Genomic DNA, 21,516 nt, shown 5'->3' on the forward strand with positions numbered 1-21,516 from the left:
GCCTCGCAGCTCGCCTAAACTCCACTTGGACCGCTCTGAGCGCATTCTGGACTTACTGCACGCTTCTGCTCGCCGGTCGTCCTCAACAGCTGGCTCAACTGGGCTGATCGCAAGTTCTTGCCCAGCCTCGTCGGGCAAATCGCTTCGATTTATCGGAAGCACTTTCGCTGCATTGTCAAGCCTCTTCGCGAAAAATATTCTGCTTCCGTTTTTCAGAATGTTATGATTTTCTATCGCGCATCCCGCCTCGGCCAAGAGGGGCGTTCGGCCAATCGTCACCAGACGCGAGACGGGATGCGATGGACGCGCGGACTGCGCTAGACGAGCGCATTCGGTGCGGACGGCGAAATCGTGTTGTCCCGATCCCCCGACGCTGGGACCAAGCCCGAAGCCGACAAGCTTCAGGCGATGGTGGCTAAAAAGCCCGGTACACCAGGGAGACCACGTATAAGCCGTAAACCATCGCGCAGGGAATGCCGGAGTGTTTCGGTTGTACCTGTGGATGACTCGTGTGCGTTTTTTGCGCATTTGCTGCACACGAGGCTCGCGGGTGCAACGGCACCCGGCATTCCCTGCGCCCTCCTGATTTCGAGGGCCACGAACGATGCATCACTCGGGCACTTTCATGCCGCGAGAATGCTGAGGCTCGTCATTACGCCGCTGTTTGACAATTGAATCGGAATTGTAGGGTGGGCAAAGCGACTGCGTCCGCCGTAGCTCAACGAGCGAAGGCGGAAGCGTGCCCACCATTTAGCAGATCGACGTTAAAGGAGATGGTGGGCACGGCGCTTTGCGCCTTTGCCCACCCTACGGTCTAACGAGGCGAGTGGAAACTCGCACCTCACATCTTCCCCTGCGCGTCGTGCGGTTGGCCGTGCGTCTGCATCTGCCGCTGCTTCTCCTGCTCCGCGGCGCGGTGGCGGCCGTAGAGACAGCCGGCGGCTGCACCCAGCATGCCGTGATGACCGGCAACGTGGCCGGCGACGCCGCCGACGATCGCGCCCTTGATGCAGCCCTTGGCGTCGGCGGCCGACGTGGACACCAGCGCAAGAGCAGCGACGGCGATGGCGGCGAATGCGGTTTTCATGATGCGTCTCCGAAATCGAATCTCGCGTTCCTCAACAGCATGCCACCGCCTGCGGTTCCCTCAAGTCACGCAGCCGCGCCTGCCGCGTGAACGACATATGCTCGCCAAGCGACATATGTGCTGCAACCAAAGATGTGTCTGCGACTTGACCGCGATCGATCGCCGCGATTGCATTGGAGCGGAAGTGAGTCTGGTGAGTTACACGCGGAGCGTGAATGGTCGAGAATCTCAACCGCAAGCGTGTGCTGAACTTTCTCGACGTCTACCATTCCGGCGATATCGAGGGCGCGCTGGCGCGCTGCAGCGACGACATCGAGCTGATCGCACCGGCGCCGATCGACGTGCTGCCGCATATGGGTGTCCGCCGCGGCAAGGACGAGGTGCGGACGATGTGGCAGACCGTGCATGGCCGCTATTCGAGCCTGCGCCACGAGGTGCGCGAGGTCGTCGCCGAGGGCGACAAGGTGGCGCTCAGCATCCGCGCGTTCTTCACCAAGCGCCACAACGCGCGCATCGTGCAGTTCGACATGGCGGTGTTCTTCACGCTGCGCGACGGCCGTATCGTCCAGATGCGCGAAATCATCGACACGTTCGACCTCGTCCAGCAGGTGCTCGAGCGCGATCTGTTGACCGGCAAGGCGTCGGACGCCAACTAACACGGTCATTCCGGGGCGCTCGCACTGACGAGCGAACCCGGAATCTCGAGATTCCGGGTCTGGTGCTTGCGCACCATCCCGGAATGACGGGCAAGCTTCGATGCATTGAACCTTCCCGCCGCCTGCCGCGACCCATCACGGGAATTTGCGGACCAAAATGACCTCATGAAAATTGTGTTGCTTGCCGTGCTGGGGCTGATCCTGGGTGCTCTTGGCGGCGCGGCGCTCGGTATCGGCGCCGGGCTCGCCTGGGTGGAAATCTTTAAAGTCACGGATTTTGAAGGCTATAGCGGCATGCTGGTGTTCTTCACCTTCATGCCGCTCGGCGCCATCATCGGGGGGCTGGCCGGCGCGTTCGGCTTTGCCTTGATGGCCTTCCGCGACAGCCAAATCGCCATCGAGCGCGATCCGGTCGGCCGCGAGCCCCGGAATCGGCGGTAACGAGGGCCGCAAATTCGCCGCCCTCCGGCATTTGTGCAATGCAAAATTGCAACTTGCGTTTGAGCCGGATTCGACTATTTGAAGGTTGAAATAGTTGAAGCAGCAATCGGGCCGGGTGTCGGGAATGACGCCGGCTCTTTTTCGTCCATTGCGGGACAGTTGCCGCTCTTCACAGCCATTCAGGACCAGCAGCATGACAGAGCACAGTCTCTGGCGTTTCTCGCGTGCATTGCACCGTGCAATCAACGATCGCCAGTTCGAGGATCTTGAAGCCTTGATCGATGAGGAAGTGGATTGGGCGATCTACGGCCCGATCGACATGTTTCCGTTTCTCGGCGCGCGGCGCGGCAAGGCCGCGGTGATGGACGTGGTGCGGCAGATCGCCGACAATTTTCGCGTCCACCGCTTCGACCGCGAGACCGTGATGCTCGGCGTCGATGCGGCGGCTTCCATGCTGCGCTATTCGCTCACCTCGCTCGAATCCAACAAGCCGATCTCGCTGCGCGTGGCGCATTTCGCCCAGTTCAAGCTGGGCCGGCTGCGCAGCATCCGCGTCCTGCTCGATACCTTCGACCTGGTCGAGCAGGCGCTTGGCCGCGCCATCCATCTGCCGCGGATGTCGGTCGCCTGACGGCCCGGCTCCCGCGTCACGAGGCGATCCGACCTCGCCAGCCCCGCCGGATCGCTTCGCCTGGAGCGCGATGCGGATTCGGGATGAACCGCAATCGCGCTCCGGGCCCCTCGCGCGGGGCCATTAACGGGCTCGTGGATCCCGCCGTCACAATTTTGCGCCAAAATCTCCGCATGCTGGGCAACACGGGTGCCTTCGCGGTTCGGCGGCGCCTGGCGGGCGGGGTTCATGATCTCCACGACATCGAAGGATCGGGCGAGAGCTCTGATGCTGGCCGCCAGCTTTGTGCTGGCCTTTGCCATGCCCGCGGCGGCGCAATCGCCCTGGCCGAAGGATGATTCGGACGCTCCCACCACCGAGGCCGCGGCTCCCGCTAGCGACGCCGCGGCCCCTGTCACCGAGACTTCGGGCGCCGCGACCGATGCCCCGGCTCCCAGCGTCAACGACGACGACGTGCTCAAGGACATCGATGTCGACAAGCTCGACTGGAGCCAGCTCGACGTCGACGCCTCGACCCTGCGCGACGGTCCGGCGGCGAAGATGCACAGCGCGCACGCGCCCCTGTCAAACGGTGGCCTGCATTGGTCGGACAAGAGCCAGCCCAACGGCACCTCCGCCGTGTCGGTGAAGCAATCGATCTCCCCGTTCTGGGACGCGCGGGTCGGCGCCGACATGACGGTCGCCCCCGAGCCCACCACAATGTCGGAGTTGCTCGCGGAAAAGAGCGCCAACGGCGGCAACCTGCCGCAATCCGGCGGCAGCGCCTACGCCGCCGTCACCGCGCCAGGCGCGGGCTCGATCTGGGACAAGACTGCGGTCGAGGCTCGCATCAACCCGAACCAGGACCAGAGCAAGCTCGGCACCTCCATCAGCAAGCAGGTGCCGCTCAGCGACCGGTATTCGCTGACGCTGTCGAACGGCGCCAACGTCGTCGAGCAGGGTGGCGGCATCCCGGTGCCTGGCCTCGCCGAGCGTCCGGAAACAACCTATCAGACCGAGCAATCCGCCAAGCTCGACGTGACCGAGACCGGCACCAGCTTCAGCGCCGGCCAGGCGCTTTCGACCACCGACGACAAGTGGCTGCGCAGGATCGGCGCCGAGCAGAAGCTGTTCGGCGGGGTCTCGATCGCGGGCTCGATCGGCGAGACCGCGCAGGGCACCACCAACAAGAGCGTGACCGCGGGCTTCAAGAAGAGCTGGTAGGCCGCCGTGTTTGCCTCACGCGCCGCGCCACCGCATACCCCGGTAATGATCCAGCATTGCCGCAACTTGGCCGCGATGCGGTCAAAATCCGCCGCCCTGATAGCCGCGCTTGCAATTCGTCGTGCGGGGGACACTCGCGCGTGACAACGCGAAACAGAGGATGGACGATGAACGTCATGCCAAAGATCGAGTCGACTGAAACCGGCGAGGTGGACAACAATCTCGCCGCGGTGTCCGAGGTCGAAGCGGGAATCCGCGATTTCGTCCGCAACGACATCGCCTATCTGCGCCGTCCGATGGCGGTGAACTCCACCGAACCCATCCTCGATCCGAGTGCAGAGGCCACTGTGAACAATGTCAATTCGCTGATCCAGCGCGTCGCCGGAACCTCGTTGTCGGAAATCGAGAACCTGATCTCGGAGCTGGAAGCCCTGCGTGATCTCCTGCATGCCGAAGGCCAGCGCGTTCAGCGCGAGATTTCCGGCTACGCGCAGCTCAGCCAGGCCGCGATGAAGTCCACCCGCATGATTGCCGACAACGTGCAGCAGTGGAAGCGCACCGCCGACGGCCTGCGCAACAGCTGATTGCGCAATTGCCACACTGCGCCGCAAATCGCCGCCGCCCTTCGGATTTCAGAAGCGCGGCGGTTTCGATTCGCGTAGAAGCATCACCATAACGCGCTGAGCTCGGCCGCCGCATCACGAAGATGAAACGAGCGTTGTTTAAGGGGGAAAGCATGTCGGTTGAAACGATGGAGCGGGAAGGAAGCCAAACCGTCCCGCGTGCGTCCACTCCGCTCGGCACGCTGATGATCCGCTTTGTCGGATTGTTGTTCGTGGCCGTGACCGTGCTGGCGCTGGTCTGGAGCAGGTAGGATCTTTCGCTGATTGTGGAGAACGGCCGCGTTCCGCTTACATTGTTGGCGAAACCGATCAGCGGCTCGCGACCACGGTCTGTTCCAGCGTGTAAGAGCCGTCGGCATAGCCCTTCACAACCATTGCCGCCGTCAGCATCACCGCGACCGTCACTGTCGCGAAGATGAAGCCCACCAGTTTCAACGCGCCTCGATCCGCCATTGTCGTCCCCCGCCGATTGAGCGGGCTCACTATCGCGACCACTCCTTCAAAATGCGTTAGCAAGAAATGAGTTCCGCCGATTCCACGCGGCGAGCCGGACAAACAATGCGGTAACCTTGTTGTATGGTTAAGCGCCCGCGTTCCGCCGCGGCACGAAAGCGGTGGCGAGAAAGGAGAACACCAATTCGCCGCGCTGGTTGGTGCCGAAGTTGCGGATTTGCACGATGCCCCATTCAGGACGAGAGTCAGAGGTGCGGGCCGATTCGATCTCGAGGCCGAAGCTGATGGTGTCGCCGGCCAGCACCGGCTTGACCCAGCGCAGTTCGCGAAAGCCCGGCGACGGACCTCCGACCGCGACCTTCTCGCCGCGCGCTTTGGCTTCCCGGTCCATGCGCTGGGTGTCGAGGACGATAAGCCGCATGCAGACGGACGCCACATGCCAGCCGGATGCGGCGAGCCCGCCGAACAGCGATTTGCGGCCCTCCTCCTCGGAGAGATGAAAGCGCTGCGGATCGTACTCTCTCGCGAAGCGCTTGATGTCGTCGGCGGTGAAGGTGAACGAGCCGACATCACGCCGGTCGCCGACCGGCATGTCCTCGAAAAAGCGCATCAGGCGGCTCCCGCGCCGTCGCGACGGCGGACGATGATCGGCGAGATCAGCTCGCACAGCGCCTCGCCCTTCGCGTTGCGGGCCACGCCCTTGAAGGTCACGATGCCAGTGTCGGGGCGGCTCTTCGAAAGGCGCGCCTCCGTCACTTCGACATCGAGCATGAGATCGTCACCGGGTCGCAACGGCGCGAGCCAGCGCAGTTCGTTGACGCCGGGCGAGCCGAGCGAGGCGGTGCGGTCGATGAAGCCGTCGCACATCATCCGCATCATCAGCGAGCCGAGATGCCAGCCCGAGCCGGACAGGCCCCGCAACATGCTCTTTTTGGCGGCCTCCTCGTCGAGATGCATCGGCTGCGGGTCGAATTCGGCGGCAAACGCCAAAATCTCCTCGCGCGAGACATGGCGCGGCCCGAAGGAGCCGAAAGGGCCCGGCGGAAAATCTTCGAAGGTGAGGGTCATGACCAGGGAAAATGCCGAAGGGAGGTCAGATTGTGGCCTCACTTTGCGGCAATCTCAACCCGTTCGCCCGCATGGCTCGTACCCCTGCCAGTCCGGATCGGTATCCGGACCAGGGTTTGTGTCGCCAGCCGGATTTGGGCGAGACTTTGCGCCTGATTCGCTGGGGGAAGACGATGTTCGATTTTCAGGATCTGTTCCAGTGGGACCGTTTCATCACGCCCACCATCATCAAGACGTTTTACTGGCTCGTCATTGCGCTGATCTGCCTGCTCGGCATTTCCGGCATTTTCTCCGGCCTCGCCGCAATGGCGATCAGCCCGTTCGCCGGATTTTTGGTGCTGCTCTACTCGATCGCGAGCATGATCGTCGGCATCGTGTTCTCGCGCATTGCCGCGGAATTCATCCTGATCGTCTTCCGCATCAACGAGCACCTTGGCGCGATCCGCGACCAGGACGGGATGCGCTAGTTTGCGAAACGGAAATGCATGACGTCGCCGTCAGCGACGACATAGTCCTTGCCTTCCAGGCGCAGCTTGCCGGCATCGCGAGCGCCCGCCTCGCCGTTGCAGGCGGCGTAGTCGATATAGGCGATCGTCTCGGCGCGGATGAACCCCTTTTCGAAGTCGGTGTGGATCACACCTGCCGCAGCTGGCGCCCTGGTGCCGCGATGGATGGTCCAGGCACGGGCCTCCTTCGGTCCCACTGTGAAATAGGTGACGAGATCGAGGAGCAGGTAGCCGGCGCGGATCAGCCGGTCGAGACCGGCCTCCTCCAGTCCCAGTGTTTCCAGAAACTCCTTGCGCTCCTCGCGCGACAGCGTTGCGATCTCGGATTCGATCTTGGCTGAGATCACCACCGCGACCGCGCCTTCCTCCTTGGCGCGCTCGAACACCTGTTTGGAGAAACTGTTGCCGTCCTTGGCCGAGCCTTCCTCGACATTGCAGACATAGAGCACGGGCTTTGAGCTCAAGAGCCCGAGCATCGCGAAGGCACGCTCTTCCTCCACTTTGCGCTCAACCAGGCGCGCCGGCTTGCCCTCGCGCAGGAGCACCAGCGTGCGGTTGACGAGGTCGAGCTGCTCCTTGGCCTCCTTGTCGTTGCCCTTGGCCTTCTTGGCGAGAGTGTCGACGCGCTTCTCCAGACTCTCGAGATCGGCCAGCATCAGCTCGGTCTCGATCGTCTCGATATCGGCGATCGGCGCGATCTTGCCCTCGACATGGGTGATGTCGGAGTCCTCGAAACAGCGCACGACATGCGCGATCGCGTCGACCTCGCGGATATTGGCGAGGAACTGGTTGCCGAGGCCCTCGCCTTTGGACGCGCCGCGCACGAGGCCGGCGATATCGACAAAGGTCAGCCGGGTCGGGATGATCTGCGCTGACTTGGCGATGGCGGCGAGCTTGTCCAGCCGGGGATCGGGAACGGCGACCTCGCCGATATTGGGCTCGATGGTGCAGAACGGATAGTTCGCCGCCTGCGCCGCCGCGGTTTCGGTGAGCGCATTGAACAGGGTCGACTTGCCGACATTGGGCAACCCGACGATACCGCATTTGAATCCCATCGTGTCCTCTGATTGATGCTCGTCATGCCCGCGCTCGTTGCGGGCATCCACGTCTTTCTTTGCCGTTGAGCGGAGACGTGGATGGCCGGGACGAGCCCGGCCATGGCGACGGAGAGATCAGTCCTGCTTCTCTCCGCTGTCCTCTTTCTCGAAAAATCCCTTGCCCTGCATCGCCAGATGCACCTTGTTCTGGAACGTGGAGTCGTGGCCGGCCGCAAGCAGGCCGGCATTGTCGGCGACCGCCATGCATAGCGCCGCGACCCACTCATCGTCCGCCTTGGCGAAGTCGGACAAGACGTGGTGATGCACCAGTTCCTTGACGCCGGGGTGACCGATCCCGAGCCGCACGCGGCGATAGTCATTGCCGATGTGCGAGGTGATCGACCGCAGGCCGTTGTGACCCGCAATGCCGCCACCGACTTTCACCCGCACTTTCGCCGGCGGCAGCTCGAGCTCATCCTGGAACACGGTGATTTCACCAGCGCCGAGCTTGAAGAAGTTCGCTGCCTCCTGCACCGCGCGGCCGGAATCGTTCATGTAGGTCGTGGGCTTGAGCAGGATCACGCGCGCGCGGTCGAGCGCGCCTTCGGCGGTCTCGCCCTGGAAGCGGCGGCGCCATGGCGCAAAGCCATGACGCCGCGCAATCTCATTGACGGCCATGAAGCCGATATTGTGCCGGTTGCGCGCGTATTTCGCGCCGGGATTGCCGAGGCCGACAAAAAGCAGCATGACGCGGCATCCCGCGCGAGACGATTACTTCTTCTTGTCGCCGCCGCCTGCGGGCGCTTTCGCACCCGCCGCCGGAGCCGCCGCACCTGGTGCCGGAGCCGCAGCACCCGGCGCCGCAGGAGCGCCTGCCGCCGGAGCCGCAGCGCCTGCCGCCGGAGCCGCAGCACCCGGCGTAGCCGCGCCAGCCGCCGCGGCCGCCGCTGCAGCCGCCGCCTTCTGCTCTTCGGCGTAACCTGACGGCGGCACGATGGTGACCAGCGTCAGGTCCTCGCGCAGCGAGCGCACGCCCTTCGGCAGCGTGATGTCGGACAGATGCAGCGAATGGCCGATTTCGAGCGTTCCGATATCGGCGTCGATGTACTGCGGGATGTTATCGACCGAGCATTCGAGATCGATGGTGTGGGTGACGATGTTGACGGTACCGCCGCGCTTGACGCCCGGCGAGGTTTCCGACCTCTGCACATGCAGCGGCACGCTGATGCGGATGGTCGCACCTTCACCGAGCCGCATGAAGTCGACATGGACCGGGAAGTCGCGAACGGGATCGAGATGGAAGTCGCGCGGAATCACGCGGTGCTTCTTGCCCTCCAGCTCGATGTCGTAAATCGTGGTGAGGAAGCGGCCGGCCAGGATGCGCTGGCGCAGTTCCTTGTCTTCCACCGAGATCGGCAGCGGGGGCTGGTTGTTGCCATAGATCACTCCGGGCACTCGCCCGGCGCGACGCTCTGCCCGTGCGGCCCCCTTGCCGACTGACGGACGCGCGGTCGCCTTCAATTCCTTGACGGTCGTCGCCATTGTCTTAAGTCCTTGTTTTCAAAAGATAAAGGCCGCTAGGCGGCCCATGCTCCGTCCCGCGGCAAGCCTCCAGGGGTGCGGGGGCCGCGGACGTGGCGGGCTTTTAGCCCCAAAGTGGCAAAATGACAAGGAAATGAAGGGATTTTTTGCGTCCCGATCGCGCGTCACGTCTTTGTCCGTGCCCGCTTGGGAGCCTCCGCCCGCTGGGGATGAAGCGTCTCTCCGGCGGCCAACATCGCGACGAATTTCTCGATGCGGGCCAGCCTCGTCTCCGGCTTTTTGGCATCATAAATACGGTACAAGATCGCAAAGCGGTTCTTGCTGTCGAGCGTTTCGAAGAAGGCCTTCGCCTTTTTGCTTTTCGATAGCGCCCGCTTGAGGTCGTCGGGGACCTGCGCCGTGCTTTGCGCTGCATAGGCGGCATTCCAGCGGCCATCCTTCCTGGCCCGTTCGATCTCGCTCGACCCCGCCGGCCGCATGCGCCCCAACGCCACAAGCTCAAGCGCGCGGGCGCGGTTCTTTTCAGACCATTTGCTGGTGGATTGCCGCGGCGTGAAGCGGATCAGCCAATGCGCGTCATCAAAGCGGTCGAGCTGGCCATCGATCCAGCCATGGCAAAGCGCGGCATCGACCGCCTCATCCCTTGAAATACTGGCAAGTCCCGATGATTTCTTCGCGATCTTCAGCCAAAGGCCCCTGCAATCCGCGGGCTGCGACGCCAGCCATGCATCGAACGCCTGCTGCGACTTGAAGGCAAGGATCGGCACATCGCGCGAGAGCTTGGCCATGAATGCGCGTCGGCGAACCGCCCTTATGAGCCCGCATTCGGCGCGGACGGCGAAATGCCAAGCTTGCCTTCCAGCACGGCAAGACGTGCCTTCAGCGCCTCGTTTTCCTCGCGCGCGAGCCGCGCCATGTCCTTCACCGCCTCGAACTCCTCGCGCTTGACGAGGTCCATATCGCGCAGGAATTTTTCGGCCTGATTGCGCCAGAGCGCATCGACCTCGCGCTTGACGCCCTGGGCGGCGCCGGCGGCGTCGTTCATCAGCCGGCCGATCTCGTCGAAAAACCGGTTGCTGGTCTGGGTCATGGCAAATCTCCGTGCGCTGGAACCGTCGCCTGCAACAATGGCGATCCCGGAGCCGCCGTTCAAGGCCCCGCGACGCCGGAGCTCGCCTTGTCACGCTCCGGTTTACTTGCGATCGTATTAAGCGCCCAATGAAAGCCAGAATCACACACGCGAAGAAGCGCCCATGATCGACAGCCAAGTGGACATCGAGACCAAGGACGGCAGGACCACCACCTTCATCACCCATCCCGAACGCGGCGGGCCGTTTCCCGTCATCCTCTTCTACATGGATGCGCCGGCGATCCGCGAGGAGCTGCGCGACATGGCGCGCAGGCTCGGCACCTCGGGCTACTATGTGATGCTGCCAAACATGTATTACCGTGCCGGCGTTATGGAGCTCGGCCCGATCAACCCCGATCCGGAATCGCCCGAGCGCAAGCGGATGTTCGCGCTGATGAACTCGCTCAACATCCCGCTGGTGATGGAAGATACGAAGGCCCTGTTCGCCTATGCCGGGACGCGAGAGGCCGCCAATACCGGGATCGTCGGCACCCTCGGCTATTGCATGAGCGGTCGCTACGCTGTCAACGCGGCGACGCATTTTTCCGATCGCGTCAAGGCCGCCGCCTCGGTCTATGGCACGCATCTTGCGACCGACCAGCCCGACAGCCCGCATCTGGCGGCCTCCAGGACCAGGGCCGAGCTTTACTTCGCCTGCGCCGAGACCGATATCTACGCGCCGCAGGACATCATCGACAAGGTAAGCGAGGGCATGAAGGGGACCAGGAACGAGGTCGAGATCTACCCCGGCACGCATCACGGCTTCGCCTTCCCGAAGCGTCCGGTCTATCATCGCGACGCGGCAGAGCGGCATTGGGAGCGGCTGCTCGCGCTCTACAAGCGCAACCTTGCCTAGGCCCGGCTTGATGCTTCCTCTTCTCATCAAATTCCCGGTGTTCGATCCGATCGCGATCTCGATCGGGCCGATTGCCATTCGCTGGTACGCGCTCGCCTATATCGGCGGCATTGTGTTTGGCTGGCTCTATGCCCGCTCGCTCCTCAAGAACGAGAAGCTGTGGGGCGGCCCGGCGCCGATCTCGCTCGTCCAGATGGACGACTTCATCCTCTGGGTCACGCTCGGCATCATCGTCGGCGGCCGCACCGGCTATGTGTTGTTCTACAATCTGCCCTTCTTCACCGAACACCCCTCCGAGATTCTTGAATTGTGGAAAGGCGGGATGTCGTTCCACGGCGGCTTCATGGGCTGCGTGGTGGCGGTGATGTGGTTCGCCCGCAGGAACAACATCTCCATTCTCTCGCTCGGCGACATCACCACCGCGGTCGGGCCGATCGGCCTCTTTCTCGGGCGGATTGCCAATTTCATCAATGGTGAGCTGTGGGGGCGGCCCGCCGATCCCGGCTTGCCCTGGGCGATGATCTTTCCCAATGGCGGCCCGCTGCCGCGCCACCCGAGCCAGCTCTACGAAGCCAGCATGGAGGGCATTCTGCTGTTCACCGTGCTCGCGATGATGATCCGCTTCGGGGCCCTGAAGCGGCCCGGGCTGATCCTCGGCAGCTTTATTGTCCTTTATGCGATCGCGCGCATCACCGGAGAGCATTTCCGCGAGCCCGATCCGCAGCTCGGATTTTTGTGGGGCGGCCTGACCATGGGTATGCTCTTGTCGCTGCCGATGGTAATTGCAGGCATAGCACTTATTGTAATGGCGTGGCGCCGGAAGGAAGCAAATCAGGCCGGCGCGAAATAGTTATTTCATTGCAAGGCAGACTGTGACCGAATTTTCACCGCTGCAGTCGGAGATCAAGAAGCTCATCAAGTCGTCCGGCCCGATGCCGGTATGGCGTTACATGGAGCTGTGCTTGATACATCCGCAGCACGGCTATTACGTCTCGCGCGATCCGCTCGGGCGCGAGGGCGATTTCACCACCGCGCCGGAAGTCAGCCAGATGTTCGGCGAATTGCTCGGACTGTGGGCGGCCTCGCTGTGGAAGACTCTCGGCTCGCCGACGCTGCTCCGACTGATCGAGCTCGGTCCCGGCCGCGGCACCATGATGGCGGATGCGCTGCGCGCCGTGCGCGTGCTGCCGCAGCTCTATCAGACGCTGAGTGTGCATCTGGTCGAGATCAATCCGGTGCTGCGCAAGAAGCAGCAATCGACCCTGTCGGGCGTCCGCAACGTCGCCTGGCACGACACCATCGACGAGGTGCCGGACGGCCCCGCGATCATCTTCGCAAACGAATATTTCGACGTGCTGCCGATCCATCAAGTGGTCAAGCAGGCAGGCGGCTGGCACGAGCGCGTGGTCGACATCGACCCCAACGGCAAGCTGGTGTTTGCGGCGGCTACCGAGCCGATCCCGCGCTTCGACGTGCTGCTGCCGCCCTTGTTGCGTGCCGCGCCGATCGGCGCGGTGTTCGAATGGCGGCCGGATTCCGAGGCCATGAAGATCGCGAGCCGGGTGCGCGACCAGGACGGCGCGGCGCTGATCATCGATTACGGCCATGTGCGCAGCGACGCCGGCGATACATTTCAGGCGATTGCGCGTCACAGCTTCACCGATCCGCTGAAGGCGCCGGGACAGGCCGACGTCACCGCCCATGTCGATTTCCAGGCGCTGGCACGCGCCGCGGAAGATGTCGGCGCGCTCGTCCATGGGCCGGTGACGCAGGGCGATTTCCTGAAGCGGCTCGGCATCGAGACGCGCGCTGTTGCGTTGATGGCAAAAGCATCACATGAAGTCAGCGAGGACATTTCGGCTGCGCTGAAACGGTTGACCGGGGGTGGCCGCAGCGGCATGGGTTCGATGTTCAAAGTGCTCGGCGTCTCCTCCCGGAGCCTCACCTCGCTGCCGGGCCTGAGCGACGACAACGAATCGGCCGGAGCTTCCTGATGCTTGCCTCCTCCCTGCTTTCGGCCATTCCAGGGCTTCGCCACGCTTTTTTCACCCGCGACGGCGGCGTGTCCGATGGTGTCTATGCCGGCCTCAATGGCGGCCTCGGCTCGAACGATGACCCGGCCCGGGTGGCCGAAAACCGCCGCCGGATGGCGGAACAATTGGGCGTCGCGCCCTCGCATCTCGTCGGCGTGCACCAGATCCACTCGCCGGATGCGGTGGTGGCGAGCGGTCCATGGAACGGAACGGCGCGGCCGAAGGCCGACGCCATCGTGACGCGGAGTGAAGGGCTCGCCATCGGCGTCACCACAGCCGATTGCGGACCGATCCTGTTCGTCGATCCCACGGCGCGCGTGATCGGGGCGGCGCATGCCGGCTGGAAGGGCGCGCTGACCGGCATCCTGGAAACGACCATCGAGACAATGGAAAAGCTCGGTGCGGAACGAAGCGGCATGATTGCCGCTATCGGCCCCCTGATCCGCCAGCCGAGCTATGAGGTCGGCCCCGAATTCGTCGAACGTTTCATCGGGGCCGATGCCGGGAACGCAATGTTCTTCCTGCCAGGTGAGCGCGATGGACATGCAATGTTCGATCTCGCCGGATTCATCCGCATGCGGCTGGAAAAGGCCGGCGTCCTGATGATCGATGATCTCGGCATCGACACCTATTCCGACGAGCGCTGCTTCAGTTACCGCCGCTCCGTGCATCGCAAGGAGCCGGATTATGGCCGGCACGTCCATGCGATCGTGCTGGAAGCATGATCATGGCGGAATTGGTTCGGCGCTGCGCCCCCCGACGCCGATCATTGGGCCGCCGCGGCTCGATTTCGTCCCGATCCTGTGTCTCGCCCGCTCTAGACGCTTTCGCGTTTTAGCGATAACGCGAAGGTAACAATGAGGGATGCGTCGAACCATTTGGCCCGACCACGCCGGACGCTGCTCAGCGCCGGCTGTGCGGCGTTGTTGCTGGCTGTGGCTTGCGCGCTCGGCGGCTGCGCTGCCGGCGGGGCCGCGACTTCCGGCGCCTTTGCCATGGCGAACGATGGCCCGACCATCGCCTTCGAATCCATCGACGGCCCGCCGCCGGGCGTGTTCGACCGCATGGTCAGCGTGCTCGACAGCGAGAGCAAGCTCCGCAGCCTTTCGATCGTTTCCCGCGAAAGCCCGGCGGCCTATCGCGTGCGCAGCTATCTCTCCGCGGAGGTCAATCACGGCCGTACCGTGATCGCCTGGGTCTGGGATGTCTACGACCGCGACCAGCAGCGCACGCTGCGCCTGTCCGGCGAGGAACAAGCGGGCAAAGCCGGCCGCGACCCCTGGGCGGAGGCCGACGACCTCGTGCTGCGCAAGATCGCGCAAGCCGGCTTCAGCGGCCTTTCCAGCATGGTCAACGGCACGCCGGCCGATACCCCGCCGCCAGCCTCCACGCCAAGCAAGCACGGGGCCGCGGTTGCAAGCGCCGATAACCCGGCAGCTTCGGGGAGTTCCAACATGGTTGCGCTGGGCTACACAGACCATTAGGCAAATCCCGGAAATGGCACCCATTTTTGCCCGGGAAAACCATCCTCGCGGGTTGCCACCGGCGGCATCGGCCTGATATTCCCTCGCTCGTCAGAACGCCGGTTCCAGGGAAAACCCGATATGCTGAACAAGGTCTCCAGCACCGTGCGGGGAGAAGCCTCGATGTCGGCCAAAAACGGCTCCATCAAGCTGATAGCCGGCAATTCCAATCCGGCACTTGCCCAAGCAGTCGCCGACGGCATTGGCCTGTCACTGACCAAAGGCGTGGTTCGCCGCTTCGCCGACATGGAGATCTTCGTCGAGATCCAGGAGAACGTCCGCGGTTCCGACGCTTTCATCCTGCAGTCGACCTCGTACCCGGCCAACGACCACCTGATGGAGCTCCTGATCATCACCGACGCGCTGCGCCGCTCCTCGGCGCGCCGGATCACGGCGGTGATCCCCTATTTCGGCTATGCGCGGCAGGATCGCAGGTCTGGCTCGCGCACCCCGATCTCGGCCAAGCTGGTCGCCAACCTGATCACCCAGGCCGGCGTGGACCGCGTCATGACACTCGACCTGCATGCCGGCCAGATCCAGGGCTTCTTCGACATCCCGACCGACAATCTCTACGCCTCGCCCCTGATGGTGCGCGACATCAAGGAGAAATTCGACGTCGCCAAGGTGATGGTGGTCTCGCCCGATGTCGGCGGCGTGGCGCGCGCCCGTGGCCTCGCCAAGCGCATCAACACGCCGCTCGCCATCATCGACAAGCGCCGCGAGCGGCCGGGCGAATCCGAGGTGATGAACGTGATCGGCGAGGTCGCCGGCCACACCTGCATCCTGATCGACGACATCGTCGATTCCGGCGGCACGCTGGTGAATGCGGCCGACGCGCTGCTCGCCAACGGCGCGAAGGAGGTCTACGCCTATATCTCTCACGGCGTGCTCTCCGGCGGCGCGGTGACCCGCATCACCTCCTCGCGGCTGAAGGAGCTGGTCATCACCGACTCGATCCAGCCGACGGAAGCGGTACGCAATGCCGCCAATATCCGCACGCTCTCGGTCGCCGGCCTGATCGCGGAGGCGATCAACCGCACCGCAGCCGAAGAATCGGTCTCCAGCCTGTTCGATTAGACTGCGCGGATCTTTCGTAGGGTGGGCAAAGCGATAGCGTGCCCACCAATCCAGACACCATGCATGGATAGATGGTGGGCACGGCGCAAGAGCGCCTTTTGCCCACCCTACGATTCTTCGCTCAATCGTGCCCCGGCCGCGGCACCAGATTCATGATCGTGCGCGTGAAGCCGCCGTCGACGATGATCTCATCGCCATTGATGTAGGACGCGCGGTCGCTTGCGAGAAACGTCACGGCATCCGCGATATCCTGCGGCATGGCGATGCGACGCATCGGCGTCACCGCCGAGCGGCGCTCGGTCACGCCGGGCGTGTCGTAGAAAGCCTGGCTCATCGGCGTGATCACCATGCCGGGGCTCACCACATTGCTGCGGACGCCCTCCGGTCCCCATTCGCTCGCAAGCTGCCGCGACAGCATCACGACGCCGGCTTTGCTCACGCTGTAGGCGCCGCTCTTGCCCTGCGCGTGGCTGCCGGCGATGGACGCCACATGCACCAGGCTGCCGCGTCCCTGCTTCCGCATCTGCCGGCCAAAAGTCTGCGCGCAGAGGAAGTAGCCGGTGAGATTGACCGAGATCACCATGTTCCATTCGGCGAGCGACAGATTGTCGAGTGTCCCCGGCCGCAGAATCGCGGCGGCGTTGACGAGCACGTTTGCGGGACCGAGCGCCTTCTCGATGGTTTCGGATGCGGCCGTGATGCTGTTGGTATCCGTCACATCGCACGGTGCGACGACGTGGCGGTTGCCCGGCAGCTCTGCCCGCGTCTTCTCGAGCCCCCGCTCGTCGCGGTCGATGACGGCGACATGCGCGCCGGCGTTCGCGAGATTGACCGCGACGGCGCGGCCGATGCCGCCGCCCCCGCCCGTCACCACGCAGACGCGGCCGGCAAGGCCAAGCCAGTCGTGGGAAAGCTGTTCAGTTATGTTTTGAGTCATGGGCGCCCTCGTGTTTTCTTGTTATGGTCGCATCAGAAGACTAACAACGGATTTGAATGTCAAACAGCCATCTCGCGCACCCGATGCGCTGCTATCGGATAAGCAAGGTCGCGTCGATCAATACTCCTTTACGGCAGCACCGAGCGCAATCCATACGCAGGCAGCCAGGAGGCCAAGGCCACCGAGCGCGAGGAAGGTCGGCGCAAACCCGACCCATTGCGCGATCCAGCCGCCGAGCGCGGGGCTGAGCGCCGCGCCGGCGTCTTGAATGGTGATGACGGCGCCCTGCGCAAGATTGACGCGCCCGGTACCGTAAAGCGACCTCGCGACCATGCCCGGCACTGCAACACCCTGCAGGCCGATGCCGATGCCGTCGAGGATCTCCACGGGAACGACGCCCCACCATCCCGTGAAGAAAAAGGCAACAACGCCGCGCAACGGGAGCATCAGAAACGAGACAAGAAGGAGCAGCCAATAATTGCGCTTCTCCGCAACGCGCATGCCGACAATCGATGTGACGACCATAATGCCTTGCGCGATGACGATGAGGGTTGCGACAAGGCCCGGGCCATTGGCGTGGCTGCCAGACGTGGCGAACATGCCGTAAAGCGGAACGATCGCCCCATTGCCAAGATGAAAGACCGCGAGCGCCAGGCCCAACACCAACAGCGGCTTGTGCCGCAGCAACACCGCCATTGCGCTGGGCTGGCTCTCCGGATCGCCTTCCTTGCTGCCGCGAGCCTTGCGATCGTCGATCGAGCCGGAGGGAATCATGAGCACGCACGCCACCGTGATGGCGCCGAACAATGCCGCAAGCCAAAACACCGCGAAATACCCGAACTGCCAACCCAGCAGGCCCGAGGCTGCGGCGCCAACCATGTTGCCTCCATGATTGAACGCTTGGTTGCGGCCATTTTGCCGGTTGAAGCCGCGCTGTCCGACGATGCCGAGCGTTATGCCGGTCACCGCCGGGACAACCGCAACACCGGCGATGGAGGTGGCGATTTGGGACGTGGCAACGGCCCAGAAATTTTGCCAGAACAAAATGATGGAAGAGGCGGCAACGACGGCCACGCCGGGCACGATCACCCAGGCACGCTTGTGGCGCGATGTGTCGATAAAACCGCCGACCGGTGTTGTGATCAGCATGCCCGCGATATTGCCGATCGTCATGGCGGTGCCGATCATGGCCGTCGTCCAGCCCTTTCCCAGCAGGAACACGCCGACGAAAGGCCCGATGCCGGACTGCATGTCCGCCATGAAAAAGTTCACGGCCAGCAGCGGCCAGAGACGGGCTGCCGTGTCTTTGGTTCTTTCCCGCCGCTTGGTCATCAATGCTGGGTCCGCGCCGCGCCGACATCTTAGGAATGCAATGTCTATAACGGGCGGTCCCACGCAGGGTTCATCGCTGGGGTGGCAGGTCAGGGCCGCTAGCGAAAGTCAGTCCATGACGGAACGTCACGGGCGCGCGATCTCGCTTCTACCGCTCGCCCGACGCGGTGAAGAACTTCTCGCCATACGCAAAGCGATTGGGCTTCAGGAAGAAACCGAGCAGCACCGCGCCATCAGGCGCAACCGCCTCGTGCTGGTTGCCGGCGGGGCGCCAGACGAACTGGCCGGGGCCGCATTTACCCTCGTGGTCCTCCAGCGAACCCTCGATCACATAGGTCTGCTCGAGCGCGGTATGCTCGTGAAGCGGCACGACCGCGCCCGGCGCGAGCTTGAACAGCGCGGTGGTGATGCCGCTATCGTCGCTATACAGCACCTTGATCTGGATGCCCGGAAACTTCGTTGCTTCCCAGGGCATGTTCGGCACATCGAGATAATGCGCCACGCGCTCCGGCGGATTTTCCGGCTTGATGTCGGAATGCACGAGCTTGCGTTGCTGCACGGACATGGGGGCCTCCCTCGCAGGTCTGCTCTTGTTGGCGGAACGCCTCAAGCATACTGCGCAGATCGCCTGTCCGGAAGGTTCAACCGCCAGCGCCCTTTAGTAGCAGCGCGTGACGTTGACCGTCTGTCGCCCGCCGTCATGTCCCGGCACGGTGACGATTTCCGCCGTGCAGCTCGACACATAGGGCCGGTCGGACGGCACGACATTGGGTGGAAAGCGATGCGCCCAATCCCAGGGCACGTCATAGGTGTAGGTGTAATGCACATCCGATGACGTTGGCGGCAGCGCGTAAGCTTCTGCCTGCGGCGTACCGTCTGGCCCATAATAGGTGCCGTCGATGCCCGGCCAGAACAAGAAATTGCGGCCGCGATGATGCCGGAACGCGTGGGCATTGAGCGGGCGGAACATCGGATGCGCCGAAGCAACACCGCGCGGCGCGGCGGAAGCCTCGTTGGTGGCAAGGACGAGCGCTAGGCCGAGTGAGGCGACCAGCGCTCCGTACAATCTAGACGTCATGGCACGCACCAATTCTGCAAGTGGACTGGTAGCTCCCCAGGACACGCTAGGCCGCGCCTTTTGCGCCCGCAAACGCACAATTAATAATTGGTTAAGACGTAAGATTAACGCGCCCGCCGCTTGCGCCGCCCGGAGCGCTTTCAAGGCCCGAAAAAGACAATGAAATCACCGACATCCGTATCGATCAAATGCCGTCCGGAAACAGGAACGATCCCGATGCCGGCCCGTTGGCCCAGCGACTATTCGGTGAAAGGAGGTTCCATGAGCAAACCTCGCCAACCGAACGGCGTCGAGCCCGAGTTTTCGGAAGACGACATCCAGCGGGAGAAGTTCGGCCCGCGCGGCGTCCCGGGCGCTCCCGACCCTGCGAAGATGACTCCGCAGCGCGAAAAGAAGACGCCGAAATACATCGATCAGGGTCACGTTTCCTGATCAGTGAGATCGCAGCCAAACTTCATGGAGACCAGAATGGTTCATGAAGGTGCCATGGGCGCGTCTGCGCCGAGCACTGCCCCTACACCTGAAAATGAGAAGCGTGCGCGCACCTACGGCATGCTGATCACGGGCGTGATCGTTGCAGCCACAATCGGTGTCGTTGTCGATCTGGTGACGACATAGCTATTCCTTGGCTATTCCTTGACGGGAATGATCGTCCCGCGCCGGCTGCTTGACATTCGACACAGGAGATAAGCCATGTCGGCCGAGTCTGGACACAACACTTCACCCCGCGAGACATCGCAAGGGCTGCTGGAAAGCGCAGTCGAGATTGCTTTCGATTTTCTGCGACGAACTGGGGAGATCGACGACTCCATGGAAGCTTGCCACTTCCTCACCAGCAACGTCAGCTTCATGATGGCACAGGGCGAGCGCAGCCGCTTGATGCTCGCCAACCGCGCGATCACTGCGTTTCAGCGCCACCGCGAAACGCGAAGGATCGCCCTGGAGTTGGTCTCCTGATCGAAGGCGAACACACACGTCCCACCTCGTCGCTCATGGCCGTTGCGTGACGACGCCGGTCGGCGTCGCGAAGCCTTCCATGGTCCGTATCCGCTTCTCCAGCCACCATCCATATTCGGGCGACCAGTCCTCGAAGCGACGGTTGATGCCGAGATCATGCGCCCAGTGATGGGCGATGTTGGGATTGAATTGCGACTGGCGACCGACGGCGATGAGATCGGCCTGGCCCTTCTCCAGGATGCCTTCAGCCTGCTGCGCCTCGAGAATGATGCCGACCGCCATGGTCGCAATCTGCGCTTCGTTGCGGACGCGTTCGGCAAAGGGCACCTGAAAGCCGAGCGCGCGCGGCACTTGGGCTGCGGTCGCCGCCCCCGCGATGCCGCCCGAGGAGCAATCGATCACGTCGACGCCGCGCAGTTTCAATTCGCGTGCATAGGCGACTGTATCATCCATGTTCCAGCCTTCGACCGTGCCGTCGACGGAGGAGACGCGCACGAACAACGGCATCGCGGCCGGCATCTCCTCGCGCACCGCCTCGACGATTTCCAGCGGCAGCCGCATGCGCCCCTTGCGATCGCCGCCATATTCGTCGTTGCGTGTGTTGGAAACCGGCGACAGGAACGAGGCGAGCAGGTAGCCGTGCGCCGTGTGGATCTCGATCGTGTCGAAGCCGGCCTTGACCGCGTTCTTCGCCGCGTGCGCCCAGGTCTTGACCATGGCCTTGCATTCAGCGGTCGTGAGCTGTCGCGGCGTCAGCCAGCCCTTGCCGACGGGCTCCGCCGTCGGCCCCACCGGCTGCCAGAGCTTTGCGCCAGCTTTCAGATTCTCCTCGGTGAGTGGGCCCATGCCCTGCATCGCGGTTTGCGATGACGCCTTGCGCCCGCCATGGGCGAGCTGAATGCCGATCGCGGTGCCCTGCCGCTTCATGAAAGCGATCAGCGGCTTGAAGCTTTCGACCTGCGCGTCGTTCCAGATGCCGAGGTCGTGCTCGTTGATGAGGCCGATTTCCTCGACCGCCGTCGCCTCGACAAAGACGAGGCCAAAGCCGCCGAGCGCGTAGCGGCCGAGATGCACGATGTGGAAAGTGCCGCAGGTGTTGCCGCTCTCGCAGCGGTAATGAACCATCGGCGGCACGACGAGGCGATTTTTCAGCGTGAGGCCCCGGATCGTGAACGGTTCGAAGAGCCGCGGCCGCACCGTCTCGCTGCCATTCGGTCCATCACTCACAGCTCGCATCTCCTCTGCTTTCTCGATTGGGCGCGAAGATGACGCGAAACCGAGAGGCGATCAACCGCGCATGATGCAACGCAACTTGATACAATCCGCATGATTGTATCACGCGACCGA

At 63.3% G+C, this 21,516-nt stretch carries 31 protein-coding genes; 16 read left to right on the plus strand and 15 right to left on the minus strand.

Annotated features, from left to right (window positions below; translation table 11 throughout):
• Positions 1-841: 841 nt before the first annotated feature.
• On the minus strand, positions 842-1,087 hold the full coding sequence (locus VKR55_RS17375; RefSeq protein WP_324405168.1) for a hypothetical protein: 246 nt from the start codon (positions 1,085-1,087) through the stop codon (positions 842-844).
• A 215-nt stretch (positions 1,088-1,302) separates the two neighbouring features.
• Here VKR55_RS17375 and VKR55_RS17380 point away from each other — a divergent pair, with 215 nt between their 5' ends.
• From VKR55_RS17380 to VKR55_RS17405, 6 genes are all read left to right on the plus strand, one after another.
• Positions 1,303-1,743 (plus strand): nuclear transport factor 2 family protein, encoded by a 441-nt coding sequence (locus VKR55_RS17380; protein WP_324405169.1) that lies wholly within the window; start codon positions 1,303-1,305, stop codon positions 1,741-1,743.
• Between the two features lie 165 nt (positions 1,744-1,908).
• Positions 1,909-2,184, plus strand: coding sequence for a hypothetical protein (locus VKR55_RS17385; RefSeq protein WP_324405171.1), 276 nt, complete (start codon positions 1,909-1,911; stop codon positions 2,182-2,184).
• Between the two features lie 193 nt (positions 2,185-2,377).
• On the plus strand, positions 2,378-2,815 hold the full coding sequence (locus tag VKR55_RS17390) for a nuclear transport factor 2 family protein (RefSeq protein WP_324405174.1): 438 nt from the start codon (positions 2,378-2,380) through the stop codon (positions 2,813-2,815).
• Positions 2,816-3,043: 228 nt separating this feature from the next.
• Positions 3,044-4,018: a hypothetical protein gene (locus VKR55_RS17395; protein WP_324405176.1), complete on the plus strand. Its 975-nt coding sequence runs from the start codon at positions 3,044-3,046 to the stop codon at positions 4,016-4,018.
• A gap of 167 nt (positions 4,019-4,185) precedes the next feature.
• Positions 4,186-4,602 carry a hypothetical protein gene (locus VKR55_RS17400; RefSeq protein WP_324405178.1) on the plus strand — a complete coding sequence of 139 codons (417 nt, stop codon included), beginning with the start codon at positions 4,186-4,188 and terminating at the stop codon, positions 4,600-4,602.
• A 152-nt stretch (positions 4,603-4,754) separates the two neighbouring features.
• Positions 4,755-4,892, plus strand: a complete 138-nt coding sequence (locus VKR55_RS17405) for a hypothetical protein (RefSeq protein WP_324405180.1) — start codon at positions 4,755-4,757, stop codon at positions 4,890-4,892.
• Between the two features lie 58 nt (positions 4,893-4,950).
• Here the strand turns inward: VKR55_RS17405 and VKR55_RS17410 are convergent, their stop codons facing one another.
• The 3 genes from VKR55_RS17410 to VKR55_RS17420 form a co-directional block, all read right to left on the minus strand.
• The gene (locus VKR55_RS17410) at positions 4,951-5,094 is read right to left on the minus strand and encodes a hypothetical protein (RefSeq protein WP_324405181.1); all 144 of its coding nucleotides are present in this window, start codon (positions 5,092-5,094) and stop codon (positions 4,951-4,953) included.
• 127 nt (positions 5,095-5,221) lie between these two features.
• The gene (locus VKR55_RS17415; protein ID WP_324405182.1) at positions 5,222-5,704 is read right to left on the minus strand and encodes a MaoC family dehydratase; all 483 of its coding nucleotides are present in this window, start codon (positions 5,702-5,704) and stop codon (positions 5,222-5,224) included.
• A complete protein-coding gene (locus VKR55_RS17420; protein WP_324405183.1) occupies positions 5,704-6,162 on the minus strand; it encodes a MaoC family dehydratase in 459 nt (152 codons plus the stop codon). The genes VKR55_RS17415 and VKR55_RS17420 overlap by 1 nt, the downstream gene beginning before the upstream one ends.
• 173 nt (positions 6,163-6,335) lie before the next feature.
• On the opposite strand from VKR55_RS17420, the gene VKR55_RS17425 reads away from it, so the two are divergent.
• Entirely contained in the window at positions 6,336-6,629 is a 294-nt protein-coding gene (locus VKR55_RS17425; RefSeq protein ID WP_324405185.1) for a DUF4282 domain-containing protein, read from the plus strand.
• Here the strand turns inward: VKR55_RS17425 and ychF are convergent.
• The 5 genes from ychF to VKR55_RS17450 all read right to left on the minus strand — a co-directional run bounded on the left by ychF (position 6,626) and on the right by VKR55_RS17450 (position 10,337).
• Complete coding sequence (gene ychF, locus VKR55_RS17430) at positions 6,626-7,723, minus strand: redox-regulated ATPase YchF (RefSeq protein ID WP_324405187.1); 1,098 nt, start codon at positions 7,721-7,723, stop codon at positions 6,626-6,628. The two genes, VKR55_RS17425 and ychF, sit on opposite strands and share 4 nt — an antisense overlap.
• 117 nt (positions 7,724-7,840) lie before the next feature.
• The gene (gene pth / locus VKR55_RS17435) at positions 7,841-8,452 is read right to left on the minus strand and encodes an aminoacyl-tRNA hydrolase (RefSeq protein WP_324405189.1); all 612 of its coding nucleotides are present in this window, start codon (positions 8,450-8,452) and stop codon (positions 7,841-7,843) included.
• A 24-nt stretch (positions 8,453-8,476) separates the two neighbouring features.
• The gene (locus tag VKR55_RS17440; protein WP_324405191.1) at positions 8,477-9,247 is read right to left on the minus strand and encodes a 50S ribosomal protein L25/general stress protein Ctc; all 771 of its coding nucleotides are present in this window, start codon (positions 9,245-9,247) and stop codon (positions 8,477-8,479) included.
• A gap of 164 nt (positions 9,248-9,411) precedes the next feature.
• A complete protein-coding gene (locus tag VKR55_RS17445; RefSeq protein ID WP_324405193.1) occupies positions 9,412-10,035 on the minus strand; it encodes a YdeI/OmpD-associated family protein in 624 nt (207 codons plus the stop codon).
• A gap of 23 nt (positions 10,036-10,058) precedes the next feature.
• Positions 10,059-10,337 carry an accessory factor UbiK family protein gene (locus VKR55_RS17450; protein WP_324405195.1) on the minus strand — a complete coding sequence of 93 codons (279 nt, stop codon included), beginning with the start codon at positions 10,335-10,337 and terminating at the stop codon, positions 10,059-10,061.
• A gap of 163 nt (positions 10,338-10,500) precedes the next feature.
• Between VKR55_RS17450 and VKR55_RS17455 the strand changes: the two genes are divergently transcribed.
• The 5 genes from VKR55_RS17455 (at position 10,501) to VKR55_RS17475 (ending at position 14,749) form a co-directional block, all read left to right on the plus strand.
• Positions 10,501-11,232 carry a dienelactone hydrolase family protein gene (locus VKR55_RS17455; RefSeq protein ID WP_324405196.1) on the plus strand — a complete coding sequence of 244 codons (732 nt, stop codon included), beginning with the start codon at positions 10,501-10,503 and terminating at the stop codon, positions 11,230-11,232.
• Between the two features lie 10 nt (positions 11,233-11,242).
• A complete protein-coding gene (lgt, locus tag VKR55_RS17460) occupies positions 11,243-12,082 on the plus strand; it encodes a prolipoprotein diacylglyceryl transferase (RefSeq protein ID WP_324405198.1) in 840 nt (279 codons plus the stop codon).
• A gap of 22 nt (positions 12,083-12,104) precedes the next feature.
• Positions 12,105-13,226: a class I SAM-dependent methyltransferase gene (locus VKR55_RS17465; protein ID WP_324405199.1), complete on the plus strand. Its 1,122-nt coding sequence runs from the start codon at positions 12,105-12,107 to the stop codon at positions 13,224-13,226.
• Entirely contained in the window at positions 13,223-13,990 is a 768-nt protein-coding gene (gene pgeF, locus VKR55_RS17470) for a peptidoglycan editing factor PgeF (protein ID WP_324405237.1), read from the plus strand. The genes VKR55_RS17465 and pgeF overlap by 4 nt, the downstream gene beginning before the upstream one ends.
• 132 nt (positions 13,991-14,122) lie before the next feature.
• Complete coding sequence (locus tag VKR55_RS17475; protein WP_324405200.1) at positions 14,123-14,749, plus strand: hypothetical protein; 627 nt, start codon at positions 14,123-14,125, stop codon at positions 14,747-14,749.
• Here the strand turns inward: VKR55_RS17475 and VKR55_RS17480 are convergent.
• Entirely contained in the window at positions 14,746-14,922 is a 177-nt protein-coding gene (locus tag VKR55_RS17480; RefSeq protein ID WP_324405203.1) for a hypothetical protein, read from the minus strand. The two genes, VKR55_RS17475 and VKR55_RS17480, sit on opposite strands and share 4 nt — an antisense overlap.
• On the opposite strand from VKR55_RS17480, the gene VKR55_RS17485 reads away from it, so the two are divergent.
• Positions 14,912-15,865 carry a ribose-phosphate pyrophosphokinase gene (locus VKR55_RS17485; protein ID WP_324405205.1) on the plus strand — a complete coding sequence of 318 codons (954 nt, stop codon included), beginning with the start codon at positions 14,912-14,914 and terminating at the stop codon, positions 15,863-15,865. The two genes, VKR55_RS17480 and VKR55_RS17485, sit on opposite strands and share 11 nt — an antisense overlap.
• Before the next feature lie 121 nt (positions 15,866-15,986).
• Here the strand turns inward: VKR55_RS17485 and VKR55_RS17490 are convergent, their stop codons facing one another.
• From VKR55_RS17490 to VKR55_RS17505, 4 genes are all read right to left on the minus strand, one after another.
• Positions 15,987-16,802: an SDR family NAD(P)-dependent oxidoreductase gene (locus VKR55_RS17490; RefSeq protein WP_324405206.1), complete on the minus strand. Its 816-nt coding sequence runs from the start codon at positions 16,800-16,802 to the stop codon at positions 15,987-15,989.
• A 117-nt stretch (positions 16,803-16,919) separates the two neighbouring features.
• Positions 16,920-18,134, minus strand: a complete 1,215-nt coding sequence (locus VKR55_RS17495; RefSeq protein WP_324405207.1) for an MFS transporter — start codon at positions 18,132-18,134, stop codon at positions 16,920-16,922.
• 148 nt (positions 18,135-18,282) lie between these two features.
• Positions 18,283-18,699: a cupin domain-containing protein gene (locus tag VKR55_RS17500; protein WP_324405208.1), complete on the minus strand. Its 417-nt coding sequence runs from the start codon at positions 18,697-18,699 to the stop codon at positions 18,283-18,285.
• Positions 18,700-18,792: 93 nt separating this feature from the next.
• Positions 18,793-19,212 (minus strand): hypothetical protein, encoded by a 420-nt coding sequence (locus VKR55_RS17505; protein WP_324405209.1) that lies wholly within the window; start codon positions 19,210-19,212, stop codon positions 18,793-18,795.
• Between the two features lie 261 nt (positions 19,213-19,473).
• On the opposite strand from VKR55_RS17505, the gene VKR55_RS17510 reads away from it, so the two are divergent.
• The 3 genes from VKR55_RS17510 (at position 19,474) to VKR55_RS17520 (ending at position 20,169) form a co-directional block, all read left to right on the plus strand.
• Entirely contained in the window at positions 19,474-19,644 is a 171-nt protein-coding gene (locus tag VKR55_RS17510) for a hypothetical protein (protein WP_324405211.1), read from the plus strand.
• 36 nt (positions 19,645-19,680) lie between these two features.
• Positions 19,681-19,830: a hypothetical protein gene (locus tag VKR55_RS17515; protein ID WP_324405213.1), complete on the plus strand. Its 150-nt coding sequence runs from the start codon at positions 19,681-19,683 to the stop codon at positions 19,828-19,830.
• 75 nt (positions 19,831-19,905) lie between these two features.
• Positions 19,906-20,169: a hypothetical protein gene (locus tag VKR55_RS17520; RefSeq protein WP_324405216.1), complete on the plus strand. Its 264-nt coding sequence runs from the start codon at positions 19,906-19,908 to the stop codon at positions 20,167-20,169.
• A gap of 33 nt (positions 20,170-20,202) precedes the next feature.
• Here the strand turns inward: VKR55_RS17520 and VKR55_RS17525 are convergent, their stop codons facing one another.
• Positions 20,203-21,396, minus strand: a complete 1,194-nt coding sequence (locus VKR55_RS17525; RefSeq protein ID WP_324405217.1) for an NADH:flavin oxidoreductase/NADH oxidase — start codon at positions 21,394-21,396, stop codon at positions 20,203-20,205.
• Positions 21,397-21,516 lie beyond the last annotated feature (120 nt).

The organism is Bradyrhizobium sp. (assembly GCF_035309285.1).
In the GTDB taxonomy this organism is placed as follows: domain Bacteria; phylum Pseudomonadota; class Alphaproteobacteria; order Rhizobiales; family Xanthobacteraceae; genus Bradyrhizobium.